Origin of the sequence: Ehrlichia ruminantium str. Welgevonden, from assembly GCF_000026005.1 — a bacterium.
In the GTDB taxonomy this organism is placed as follows: Bacteria; Pseudomonadota; Alphaproteobacteria; order Rickettsiales; family Anaplasmataceae; genus Ehrlichia; species Ehrlichia ruminantium.
Genome location: NC_005295.2, coordinates 227,228 through 240,346, shown reverse-complemented (window position 1 = coordinate 240,346; position 13,119 = coordinate 227,228). Strand labels below are relative to the sequence as shown.

The 13,119-nt window shown below is 28.1% G+C and carries 9 protein-coding genes; 6 read left to right on the top strand and 3 right to left on the bottom strand.

Annotated features, from left to right (window positions below; genetic code table 11):
* The first annotated feature begins 200 nt into the window (after positions 1 to 200).
* The 5 genes from rpmI to ERUM_RS04850 all read left to right on the top strand — a co-directional run bounded on the left by rpmI (position 201) and on the right by ERUM_RS04850 (position 3,371).
* Positions 201 to 401, top strand: a complete 201-nt coding sequence (gene rpmI / locus ERUM_RS00755; RefSeq protein ID WP_011154822.1) for a 50S ribosomal protein L35 — start codon at positions 201 to 203, stop codon at positions 399 to 401.
* Between the two features lie 24 nt (positions 402 to 425).
* Complete coding sequence (rplT, locus tag ERUM_RS00750) at positions 426 to 797, top strand: 50S ribosomal protein L20 (protein ID WP_011154821.1); 372 nt, start codon at positions 426 to 428, stop codon at positions 795 to 797.
* Positions 787 to 1,821: a phenylalanine--tRNA ligase subunit alpha gene (pheS, locus tag ERUM_RS00745; protein ID WP_011154820.1), complete on the top strand. Its 1,035-nt coding sequence runs from the start codon at positions 787 to 789 to the stop codon at positions 1,819 to 1,821. The genes rplT and pheS overlap by 11 nt, the downstream gene beginning before the upstream one ends.
* Before the next feature lies 1 nt (position 1,822).
* On the top strand, positions 1,823 to 2,518 hold the full coding sequence (locus ERUM_RS00740; RefSeq protein ID WP_011154819.1) for an SDR family NAD(P)-dependent oxidoreductase: 696 nt from the start codon (positions 1,823 to 1,825) through the stop codon (positions 2,516 to 2,518).
* Positions 2,519 to 3,203: 685 nt separating this feature from the next.
* A complete protein-coding gene (locus ERUM_RS04850) occupies positions 3,204 to 3,371 on the top strand; it encodes a Trm112 family protein (protein ID WP_011154818.1) in 168 nt (55 codons plus the stop codon).
* Between the two features lie 1,074 nt (positions 3,372 to 4,445).
* Here the strand turns inward: ERUM_RS04850 and ERUM_RS00735 are convergent.
* Positions 4,446 to 5,714: an MFS transporter gene (locus ERUM_RS00735; protein WP_011154817.1), complete on the bottom strand. Its 1,269-nt coding sequence runs from the start codon at positions 5,712 to 5,714 to the stop codon at positions 4,446 to 4,448.
* A 259-nt stretch (positions 5,715 to 5,973) separates the two neighbouring features.
* Here ERUM_RS00735 and rpsP point away from each other — a divergent pair, with 259 nt between their 5' ends.
* The gene (gene rpsP, locus ERUM_RS00730; protein ID WP_011154816.1) at positions 5,974 to 6,237 is read left to right on the top strand and encodes a 30S ribosomal protein S16; all 264 of its coding nucleotides are present in this window, start codon (positions 5,974 to 5,976) and stop codon (positions 6,235 to 6,237) included.
* Between the two features lie 764 nt (positions 6,238 to 7,001).
* Here the strand turns inward: rpsP and ERUM_RS00725 are convergent.
* The gene (locus ERUM_RS00725; protein ID WP_011154815.1) at positions 7,002 to 8,048 is read right to left on the bottom strand and encodes a Fe(3+) ABC transporter substrate-binding protein; all 1,047 of its coding nucleotides are present in this window, start codon (positions 8,046 to 8,048) and stop codon (positions 7,002 to 7,004) included.
* A gap of 980 nt (positions 8,049 to 9,028) precedes the next feature.
* On the bottom strand, positions 9,029 to 12,994 hold the full coding sequence (locus ERUM_RS00720; protein WP_231837227.1) for a hypothetical protein: 3,966 nt from the start codon (positions 12,992 to 12,994) through the stop codon (positions 9,029 to 9,031).
* Positions 12,995 to 13,119 lie beyond the last annotated feature (125 nt).

Sequence of the window (13,119 nt, the reverse complement as noted above, 5' to 3'; positions counted from 1 at the left end):
GACCTCTATTCTGATAATCAATTTAAATAAATTAGTAAACTATTAGTCAACCAATAGTTTCTACGTATTAAACTACAATACTTTTAAAACTTTATTAATAATATCACATAAAATTCTCAGTATAGAACCTAGAAAATATACTTGACTCATACATATGAATAGATTAAGATGTAGCTTTCTGCGACAGTTTTAGGATAGAGATGCCAAAATTAAAAACTAAATCTTCTGTAAAAAAAAGGTTTAGTGTTACAGCAACGGGTAAAATAAAGTCTACTCAATCTGCAAAAAGACATGGTATGACAAAAAGAAGTAAAAGAAGTATTCGTGTTCAACGTGGTACTACCGTAATGAATCAGTCTGATTCACGTATAATCAAGCTCTTTATGCCATATAGCAGATAAAGTATGTGAACTTAGGGGTTATAGATGGCTAGAGTTAAGCGTGGTGTTACAACAAGAGCACGGCATAAAAAAGTTATTAAATTAGCAAAAGGCTATAGAGGACGTTCTAAGAATTGTTATAGAGTTGCTCTACAGAGGGTAGAAAAAGCTTTACAGTATGCTTATCGTGATAGACGTAATCGTAAAAGGTTTTTTAGAAGCTTATGGATTATGCGTATTAATGCTGCTGTAAGACAGTATGGGCTTTTGTACTCAGATTTTATTTATGGGTTATCTTTAGCAAATATAACGCTAAATAGAAAAATTTTAGCAGATATGGCAGTGCATAATAAAGATAACTTTAAGCAGATTGTAGATTTAACTAAGGAAGCTTTAACTAAGTCTCGTGTTGGATAATATACATAACTTACATAAAGAAGCTACCGATAAGATATTGTCTACTTCTTCTCTTGAGGAGTTAGAAAATATCAGGTCAGCTTACTTTGGAAAATCAGGTTTTATAACAGTATATTTAAGGAATATTTCAACAATCAAAAACCTAGAAGAGAGAAAATCTGTAGGAAATGTTGTTAATACGATTTACTCTGAGCTAAAATCCTTAATTAATTCACATAGAACAAAATTACATCAGATACAGATCGATAACCAATTACTTCAAGATAAAGTTGATATTAGCCTACCAATTCGTCCTCAAAAAATAGGAAAGTTACATCCTATTTCGAATGTTTTAAATGAGGTAAAACGTATATTCCTTTCTTTAGGATTTAAACTATATGATGGACCAGAACTAGAAGATGAATTCCATGTTTTTGATGCACTCAATACCAATAAAAACCATCCAGCAAGAGAAGAAAATGATACTTTCTATTTAAAAACATTAGTGAATAACAAAAGGGTTGTACTACGTACACATACATCTTCTGTACAAATTAGGACAATGGAAAATAATGATGGAATTTATCCAATTAAGGTTATTGCTCCAGGAAAAGTTTATAGAAATGATTGGGATGCAACACACAGTCCTATGTTTCATCAAATTGAAGGATTATATATTGATAAAAATATTAATATGGGGCATTTAAAATATTGTATTAATTATTTCCTGAATAAATTCTTTGGAAAAAATGTTCAAATAAGATTCCGAAACAGTTATTTCCCCTTTACTGAACCATCAGCTGAAGTTGACATAAAATGCAATCAGAATGATTGGATAGAAATTTTAGGTTGTGGTATGGTTCATAGTAATGTCTTGACAAACGTTAATATTGACCCAAATCAATATAGTGGTTTTGCTTTTGGGATTGGTATAGAAAGAATTACTATGTTAAAATATAATATTAGTGACTTACGTAAGTTTTACACTAATAATCTGCAATGGTTAGATCATTACGGGTTTCACTTCACTCATTTAACTATATAACATGTTCACTCAACCTAATAAAAATGGAGCATTAATCACAGGTAGTGCACGAAGGCTAGGTAGAGCTATGGCGATATTTCTAGCCACAAAAGGATATGATATTGCTGTACACTACAATAGCTCTAAAGAACATGCTTTACAGCTTAAAGATATTATTGAAAATCTTTGCAATCAAAAGTGTATTTTAATACAAGCCAATTTAACAAAATTTGAATCATTAAGTTATGTGATAAATGAGACGTTTCAATTCATGCCTTATTGTAATTGTTTAATTAATAATGCTTCTGTCTTTTACCCACAGACTTTTATCAACACCACAGTTGAAACTTTTACGCAAAATTACAATCTTCATGTACAGGCACCATTATTTCTAACTCAATATTTCGCACAGAAGTGTAGTACCATAGGGCATGTCATCAATATGATTGATGAAATGGTTATAAGAAATCCTATAAAATACTTCACATACACATTATCAAAAAAATCACTATCAGATTTTACAAAAGCAGCTGCAGGAGTATTATCACCACAGATCAAAGTTAATGCTATAGGTCCTAGAATAATCTCAAATGACTTTTTAAATAATATTGACTATTATAATATGATGAATAACAAAGAAGTAGTAGAAGTTTTGATTAAATTGGAACAATTACTTGACGTAAATAATAACTACACTGGCACTATTAACTTTGTATAAACATAATATATTCCTAAAATACTCACAAATTACTAACCACAAGTATATAATTAATTTAATATAAAAGACATTAGATAATAAGAGATTTCAGATAACACATTATGATAACTATATTTTAAAATAATAAAAAATGTTCAAATTTATTTTAAACTTGTATAGTTTGCTACTATAAAATAAATATCACTAATAAACATATAGTATTTAAGCATAAAATAACTTATACATACCAATCAACAACGATAAGCTCTAACATTTATTTTTAACACAAAGTTTTCATTCAATAGTTAAGATACAATTATCAACCTCATTTATATAATATAATTTAACATTATAACTACTAAAATTACAATTTAATTAATACTATTACAGAAACTATTACTAAATATATATATGTTACATTATTTAATACAAATATTTTGTTAAAAAACTTTACTATACCATAGAACATTTCTTTAGTAGTTATATTCCTTTTTAATGTCATAATTTTTTAACATCAATATATATCTATAACAAATACTAAAAATAACACAGACCCCACAATATCAACTAGTATCAATATAATTAAAACCTTGTATTTAAGATTAAAATTATATTTTTTATCGTACAATAACTAATTTAATTAGTCCTATTACAATTCAAATGTTATAATCTTTCATATAGGCAAAATTAATTTATCAAAATACACATGATTGACAAAAAATTACTTGAGATACTTGTATGTCCACTAACAAAAGAGAAACTAGAATACAACAAAGACACTAATGAACTAATTAGTCAAAAAGCTAAGTTAGCATTTCCAATACGTAACGGCATTCCAATCATGCTAGTAGATGAAGCAAGAAAACTAGAATAGTGGGTCGCATACATTTTACATTATACACATAATATAAAAAGCATTTTTTATACCATCACTATAATAAACAACAATCAACAAGTTAATATTCTATAATAGCAAAATATTTTACAGGAAATTATTTAAATATATTAATAAATTGCACTAATAATATTTTCATTACCATATTGCATTACTACTGAAACACAAAAATTTCATTAGAATCTATAAAATAAAACATTTCTTTGCGAATTATACAAACAAAGTATTAGGAAGAATTAACATTCTATTTTAAAAAACATTAATAAATAAGGCATAGTAAACAAAAAATTCAAATTACATTGGCAAGATAAAATTAATAACAATTATCACAATATAAAAAAAACGCTTAAAGTTCATTAAGACATAATCCTTCTGTTTTAATTATAAATAAACAATTAGAAAAAAAATGATATTAACAATTAAGACTTAATAATGCTTAGAAATAAAAAAATAAATTACAAGAAAGGAAAATAGATTAATAATATTTTACTACTATTAATACTCATTCATGCAATATAGGAAAAACATAAGTACAGTTTACACAACACAAAACTTTCCTACATGATAGATAAATAATTAAAATAAACAACCATCCAGAACCACTAATATCAATTAATAGCTCTGATAATGCTAGAAAATAGCAAGTAGAACAATAGGTACTTTACATAAAATAAGTACAGATACACAAAATTACTTATGTAAACATTAAAAATTAAAAAATATAACTTCTACCTAAAACTATATATTTATTAACATACAGTATGATGATTAAAAAAAACAATCCGACATTAAAACTAACACTTGATAAAACCTACCTTCTATAGATACACCAACCCTAAAAACCTATAACTATAGAACAAACACCCTAAACTTAAAGATTATCCAAATAACCTATATATAATTAATTAAGTTAGCTTATTAACGCCAAACTACAGCAATAATAGTAGATACCATATCAAAAATAATAAAACATAGCTTACATAAAAACCGACGTAACATATACTAACCACAGAATAATATTAAAATATTAATATAATATAATATACTATACTATTACCAGTCAACATGTATATCTTTTTTGTTTATTTTACATAAAGCAATAATTGCAACTATTGCCCAAAACATAATATAAAGTCCTGGAACAAATTTTAATCCAGTAAACCTTATAAGCCATGTACATATCACAGGAGCCATACCACCAGCTATAGCTGAAGCCATATTACGAGATAATCCAAACCCAGTATATCTCACCTTCGTAGGAAACAATTCAGACATAGCCCCACTTGCAGGACCAAGAGAAGCAGCAAATGGAATGACAAATATCAAATATGCTATTGCTAAACTAACATAACTGCTTTGACTTAATAACCAAAATACTGGTACTGCCACACAAAACAATGTTATAGATGCATACAACATAACTTTTTTACGCCCTACATAATCAGAAATGTAGCCAAAAAATACATTTAAAATTCCCAAAATGATTATATTGACACTTTCAATAATACTAACACTGCTAGCATCCAAATTTAAATGAATATCAGAAAATTCTCTAATAAATGTAATAAAAAAGACCATAAAAATATGGAAAGAACAATTTTCTATACAATCTATACACGTAGCCAGTACTAAAGGTCTTCTATAACTTTTAAACAATTCTATAAAAGGTGATTGAGATAAATTATCATTCTCTTTATGAGTATCATATGCTGGACTTTCACCAGTAACACGCCTTACATAAATACTAATCAAACCTAACAATAATCCAACAACAAAAGGTATCCTCCAACCCCATACTTCAAAATTATCTTGCGTAAAATATTGACATATTAAAGTCACAAATAATGCTATTATAGACCCTAAAACAGCACTTAATGTCTCAAAACTACCTAAAAATCCAATATTTCTTCCATTTTTAGAATGCTCAATTAAAAAAGTAGCATTACCAGACTCCCCACCTAAAGATATACCTTGTATTAACCTGCAAACAACTAGTAATATTGGGGATAATATACCTATTTCTTGATAAGTAGGCAAAATAGAAATGAAAGCAATAGGAACAGATATAGCTATAATTGACAAAGTCAGAGCTGCTCTTCTTCCGTATTTATCTCCAATATAACCAAAAACACTTGCACCAAAAGGTCTCATTAAAAACCCTATCGCAAAAATACTAAATGTCATCACAAGACTTAAATATCTATCTTCTGCTGGAAAAAATAACTTACTGATAACACTTACTAAATTACCAAATAACACATAATCATACCATACCAAGGTATTACACATAATTGTAGTCAATACCGCTTTTTTCAATTTCATTCTACTTAACTATCCTCCTCACTGATGATATATTCTCCTGCTTACAGGACATTTTTCTATTATTTATATATATGTTTACAAGCCTTATATTGCTAATCATATTATTTTTAATAGAATATTGCAAATTCTCTTATCCTTTTCAAAAAGATTTAAAGGAAGTTCTTAATTATATTAATGACAAATATATTTTCAATTTGACTCTCAGTTTTATTACATGTAAAATGTATGCCATGCTAAAACTTTTTAAGGTTATATTTTCATGTCTGTAAAGATAAGACTAGCAAGATTTGGAGCTAAGAAGCGCCCCTTTTATAGGGTAGTTGTTGCTGATTCTAGGGTAGCAAGAGATGGCAGGTTTATTGAGCTATTAGGTTTTTATAACCCAATGCTTCCTAAAGAGCATCCATCATTCTTAAAAGTAAAAGTTGATAGGTTAAAATATTGGCTCAGTGTAGGAGCACAACCAACTGAAAGAATTTCTTGGTTTATCAAAAAGGGTCTTATCAGTACTGAAGCTGCGTGATTTTTCCAGCTGGATAATAATTTATAAGCCCTATTTAGGTTCAGGTATTTTTGTAGTTTGTTATATACGTTTCATGTTGACTTAATGTCTTCTTGGTGTTTGTAGTAAGCTGTTGTTGTCTTTATGTTGTTCACCTATTGAATTAAAACAGGTAGTTTGTTATTAGTATTACAGTTAATAATATTCTATAATTCAAAAAAAATCTTAGAATGTTACTTTTTTTCATGTGTTCTAAATTTAAAGAATACTAATTAATTTAAAAAATATAAGGTATTTCTCCTAATGTATATCAGGTATTTTTGAATCAATATAATTATAGTGCCACGTTAATTTAATGTTATTATTACAATAAAGCATATTTAAAGTGTATTGGACCTACATACACCTCTTTTATCTTATTAACTACAGATAGTTCTACTATAATTATACAAATAATTTTGCTCTATCAAAACCATAAAAACTTACTCATAACTAAATACACTTAAATAACATAAAGCATACTCATGATAAACTACTATCTCAGCACATATTGCATTTATATAAATACACAAAGTTATTACACAATAATATAAAACACCATTAATTTAAATAATAAACATTACCCTGTATTAGCACTAGATAAAACAAATTTTTTACATTCTTATATGATCAATCTACTTAAAGACAACATCAAAAAACATATCATAAACCTTATAATTATGATCACTAAACCATAACAATAGGCAAACTGATCACAATATCTAAATAACAACTCAACTAATAAATTACTTCCAACCTTCTTCATCAGCAATTTTAACAGAATCAGCTAGATGCTTTTCTAATTCTTGTAATGGTAGATTACTCTCTTTAAATGGACCAAAACCCTTTAATACTTCTGAAAGCTCTACACCTTGCACGACAGGGTATTCTTGATTTACTTGAGCATAAACCTTCTGGGCCTCTTTACTAGATAAGAACTCTAATAATTTTATAGCATTTAGTTTATTTTTTGCATTTTTAGTAACAGCACCACCACTAATATTTATCATAGTACCAGTAGTCTCTTGATTAGGAAAAAATATACCAATATCTTCAACAATAGCCTGATCTCTCTTTTTAGTAGATGCAATAATCCGACCAAAATAATAACTATTAACTATAGCTACACTACCTTCACCAGCAGCAACTGCATAGATTTGATCTGTATCTCCTCCACTAGGCTTTCTTGCCATATTATCAACAAGTCCTCTAATCCAAATTTTCGCATTTTCTATACCATCATTTGCTATCATAAAAGCAATCAATGACTGATTATATGGACTACTAGAAGATCGAACTAAAATCTTATCTTTCCATTTCCTATTTGCAAGATGCTCATACGTACTTAGTTCTTTATCTTCAACTAAGTTCTTATTATAAACTATAACTCTTGCACGTTTAGTCAACCCAAACCAAAATCCATCATGGTCTCTGTATTTACTCGGGATTGCTCTAGTTAAAACATCTGACTGTATAGGTTGTAAAAGTCCCTTCTTTTTTGCTAAAATTAGATTTACAGCATCAGCAGTTAAAAACACATCTGCTGATGTAGCTTCCCCCTCATTCTCCATTCTATTAATTAGTTGAGCAGCTTCATCAATAATATATTTTACCTTTATACCAGTTTCCTTAGTAAATTTTTCAAATAAATCTTGCAGTAGCTCTTCTTTACGAGAGGAATAAACATGTACTTCTTGTAAAGAATCCTTAAAGTCTTTATCTTGCCTATTAAGAAAATTAAATCCTAAAATAACGGCTACAATAATAATAATACTACCTAGTAATTTCTTCATAATTTTACCATAGTAAAAATGTAAAAAACGCAAGTAATTATACAATGTCAAAAAACAAATGCAACGTCAATTACTATTACATTAATAATGTATCAAATAGCCATTAATAGCAGACTTTTAACATCAATATTACAAATAAATAATTGTTATTTTCGTTATAAAAAATATTTAACTTATATCTGCAATTAACAAATCTATCACTTATACCCTTACACTAGATAATAAAAATTTAAAGTTAATATTAATGATGATTTTATATTAAAAACCACAAGAAGTAATTGATTCACAAGTTTATTACTATTTCCAAATTATATATATCATCATTTAAGAAGTAGTCTTAAATTACATATTTAAGATTTATTAGATAATACATAGTTCTCTACTTAATATCAGTATTAGTATTTATCTATACACCAAATACTAAGGTTATATTAGAAACTTATGAAAAATACTTAGTATGTATTATCTATCATCTAAAAAAACAATCATTAATATTGTTTCCATTAATGCATATTATATTACATATAAAAAACTGTACAAATAATACTAGCTTCTAACGTATAAATAGCTGTCATTTCCCATAAATTTAGGAATCGTATGCTACAATACTACGCAATAAAAAAACCATTAAAGTACATCAGAATAGTTTTATCTATACTAAACAAACTATATGACACAAACTATCAATAGTCCTATGTATTTTTATTACCCAAAAATAGAATATTAATTACACAAACCTAGCCCATATGTATTATACAAAACTTGAGTTAATAGTACCGATTTACATTCTAACTATAATAAATAACTTGAAGTTTCTATAAATGGGAAAATTATTTTTTAGGATAATGCTAAATAATACAACTACCGAAAGCCCTGAAATAAATATTTATTATCATCTTTTATACATAAAAAACTTTTAGCTATAACAAACTAATTAAAAAGAAGACAGCATATAGTTGCAGCTGTCTTCTTTTACTATATTAAAAATCATTATGATATGGAGTAATACTAGAAGAATTATGCACTGTCGAATCACTATGTTGCATAGCAGATGAGTCATTACCAGTAAAATAAAAAACAGTATGATCAGTATATCCTCTATCAGTACCAAGATCACCTATTCCATCTCTTTGATATTGTCCATAATATACTCCAGGCTCTAATTCATGAACATCTACTTTTTGAAAATATTTAGATGCAAGAAAATCACTATGACTATAATTACGACTTACAGCAATAAAAACATCACCTTGAAATTGGTTAATATTATCAGAAAGCATACCAATAACTTTTCCATCATATACTAAATCTACTTTAGTTGCATGATGAGAATTAGGAGATTTTATCACATTACCATGTTCATCTTTAACAATATGATAATCATCACTATAATGCTGCAATTTAAACAAAGATCCTTCCTTATACTGATCAAAATTTACTAAACCAATACTTTTACTCTTATTTGAATAGGACTGAATTTCAAAAGTATGAGCAAAAATAGGATCTATATACCTGTATTCATCTGTTAAATTAACCGGCATACCATCTGGATGTTCATTGCCATCTGCAGTACATGGAACTAACTTATGATTCCCATTAACTTTAACTAATTTTAAATGAGTAATTTGCTTAGGAAGTTGAAACCTAACATTCTTCCCTTCATCAGTAATAAAGAAATTACTACCATAATTCCCTAAACTATCAGTTGATGGTTCATTAATATAAAAGGACATACTTTTAAATTGATGCAATATTTGATTATTATGCGTAATATCTGCTCGATAAATATCATCATCTGTTCTAACAGTACCTTTATTATCTAACAACTCACCTTTTCTAATTACTGTATCTTGAGGGTCAAACTTTATAGTATTAATATGACCATAATCTTTAAAAGATGCGTTATTTAACAATAAATCTTTATATCCTGGATAAAAATGGCTAATACTAGGATGATGAAACTGATTATCCCAGATAATATTACCATCTTTTGTTGTTTGTATATCATTAATAAGTGCAGTATAGAACTCACCATCATTTTCCGATACTACCATATACGCTTTATCCTGATAACTGCTTGATATCATCTTAGTAGCATCACGGAATACGAAATCTATATCACCAGTTTTAACATCTTTAATACAATAACCACCTTCAGTTGATAACTCACCGATCTTTTGATCATTCAAGTAGACTGATATCCCACTTATATCACCTTGACCTAATACACCTACATGTAACATTACATCTGGATTAGATACAATGCTATTTATATCAACATTATTTGTCGATATTACATCTTTCAAATCAATATATGTCAACTCTGCAATTAATTTTCTTATCTCACCATCAACATTAGGGCCACCATACAATACTTGTTTAACTTGCTCTTCTTTGAAAGTTTGAAGAAAATCTTGTATAAAATATATTTTTGCAATATTAAGCTGACTTGGATTATTAGCTACAAATTCCTTATAATGAGAGCCCATATTATCTAAGTACTTATCCATTAATTGATCAGCATTAGGAATCTTAGCAAAGGCACTACTAACATTTTCACTAGTATAATTTCCCTTTAAATCAAGTTCACTTTCTCTAAGACTAAGATTTGGATTATATTTTTTAAGTATATTAAATACATACTCAACATAATGTTTACTGTTAACATACTCATTACCATCTTTATCAGCATAAACATAGGCAGGTTTTCCTAGTGGAGAATCTACTAACTTTAAAAAATGATATTCTGGATTTATTTCTATTATATCAGAGCTTGCAATATTCCAAGTACGAATAGTGTTTTTTGCTGCATAATGTACAATTGGAGATATACTACCTACTTCTTTTCCTGCCATATCATAGATACTTTCATAGTAATATTCGTGATTTAATCCTGGCCTTTCAAATACATTAGCATTATTTTGAGAAAACATTTTCTCTGACATATCTAATTTTAACACATTCATATTGTGTAAATATAAGGAAATATCCTTATTTTCTAACCAATCCTTAAAATCCGCATAACTACTTATTTGAACTAGCTCTTGAGCATGACTAAAATTGTGTTCCTTCAATGCTTTGAAATATTCTGGAATAATATCAGCATGTTTTTCTTGTAGGAAGGTTACAAATGCATGCCCTACATTATATTTTAAGCGTACATCTTCTGTCATTACCTTACTATTTGATATATCCTGATTATCATCAGGATTCATTTTTAAAACATCTAATGTCCTTGCTTTATTTTTTAAACCTTTAATAATAAAACTATCATCATTCTCTATATATTCTGCTAATCCTTCTGAAAAGATATCATGATTTATCTTAGATCCAAGTAAAGCATACCCAGATGCATAATTTTCTAGAGCATGAGTTAATTCATGCTTTAAATTTAAAATGTCTCCAAACTTATGTACATAAATTCTCGATGGAACACGGTCATTCCCATAGAAAGTTACACCACCAGCTCCACTTATTCCTAGATTATAAAGCTTACCATAGTGTTCATATTGATCTTTAGTATCAAATAAATATAGTTCAAAGGTAGTTTCCTTACCATTACTTTCTAACCCAAAATTACTTTTGAATTTTTCTACGGTATCATAAAATCCTTGTCTTATCTCATTTATCCTATCATCAGATAGTCGTTGTAGAGTATGTACCTTCAAAGTTAACATTAAATCATTATCTTTTATATCACGCACACTATTAAAGACATTATTTTTAAAATCCTGGCTACTACCAATAACCATGGTACTATCACCACCTCCAGAAGAAGTAGGTGCATCAGCTATAACACTAGGTGGAAGATCATAATTCATTCTAGCATGTTCTAAATGTGTACCATGATTATAAGTATTAACTTCTTTCTCAGAAAGCTGTTGCCTTTCATAATCCATAGTATTCGATGAAAGTTCTTCTGCCTTATTACCAAGATGAGCATACTTTATAAAATGTACCTTAGGATTCTGCATGTCTTGATATATATGATAATCATCCGGAACATACTGCAACTTTACATCTTCCGGTATATTATGTTGCACCCTATACTGCATTTCTAAGGATTTTAGATCTGACTGTATCCAATTCTTAACAACATGATCTAACTGTTCATCCATCTTATCTAGATCTATTCTTATAAACCTGCTCTGTTCATCCTTAATATCATCAAAATATTGCTCAAATATACGTGGTGAAAAACTTGAAACTACCTTTACAGCTACAAACCCTAAATTTCTAAGAGCAGCATTTATAGTTTTACCAGACATATCATATTCATGAACTCGTTCCCTTAATATCTCACTAATCTTAGACGAACTTAAATTATTATCCTTAAAAAATTCATCAAGTACTTCTTTATCCATAGACATATTATGTAATATAGAGTCATGATGTTCACAAAAGTCAGCTATACCTTCTTTAAAGAAATTCGCAATAAAACTCCGCTCAGTATAGTCAGCTAACTTATGTCCCGACACATGATCTTGTAATACATAACTTAATTCATGCCTCAACCCAACAATATTATCCTTTTCTATACCATTCTCAGACACTTTTTCCTTATACAAATATACACGATAAGGCGCATGCTTATCTTCAATATATGTAATACCCTTTGAGTCATTACCGTTCGACAAGCCATATTGAGCAGAATACTGTTTGTACTGATTTATATCATCAACAAGATATATCTCAACTTTACTTGGCCCATGATCAACGTCAATGTTATAAAAATGTTCTTTAAAATTACTAACTGCATTACGTATATCATTTTCAATCTTTCCAGCTTCTATAGTAGAAAGAACATCTTTAGTATGTACTCCTATATCCAAATTCAAATCTTGTATTTTTATATAATACGCCTTGTTTAACACATCATGTTTCAGACCTAAATAGTCATTAGTATGTGTTTTAATGGCAGTATTATCACCAAAAGAACCTGTCATAAGCCTCATCCTTCTAAATATAATTTGGAATAGCATCATATATATAATGCTTAAAATGTCAACTTAAAAAATTAATAAATTAATTATTTGATTTATTATCTTAAATTAATACTTTGTTTTTTTAA

Bases quoted from the DNA above. Each gene is read 5' to 3' on its own strand.
- rpmI (WP_011154822.1), top strand. From the start codon at position 201: ATGCCAAAATTAAAAACTAAATCTTCTGTAAAAAAAAGGTTTAGTGTT.
- rplT (WP_011154821.1), top strand. From the start codon at position 426: ATGGCTAGAGTTAAGCGTGGTGTTACAACAAGAGCACGGCATAAAAAA.
- ERUM_RS00740 (WP_011154819.1), top strand. From the start codon at position 1,823: ATGTTCACTCAACCTAATAAAAATGGAGCATTAATCACAGGTAGTGCA.
- ERUM_RS04850 (WP_011154818.1), top strand. From the start codon at position 3,204: ATGATTGACAAAAAATTACTTGAGATACTTGTATGTCCACTAACAAAA.
- ERUM_RS00735 (WP_011154817.1), bottom strand. From the start codon at position 5,714: ATGAAATTGAAAAAAGCGGTATTGACTACAATTATGTGTAATACCTTG.
- rpsP (WP_011154816.1), top strand. From the start codon at position 5,974: ATGTCTGTAAAGATAAGACTAGCAAGATTTGGAGCTAAGAAGCGCCCC.
- ERUM_RS00725 (WP_011154815.1), bottom strand. From the start codon at position 8,048: ATGAAGAAATTACTAGGTAGTATTATTATTATTGTAGCCGTTATTTTA.
- ERUM_RS00720 (WP_231837227.1), bottom strand. From the start codon at position 12,994: ATGACAGGTTCTTTTGGTGATAATACTGCCATTAAAACACATACTAAT.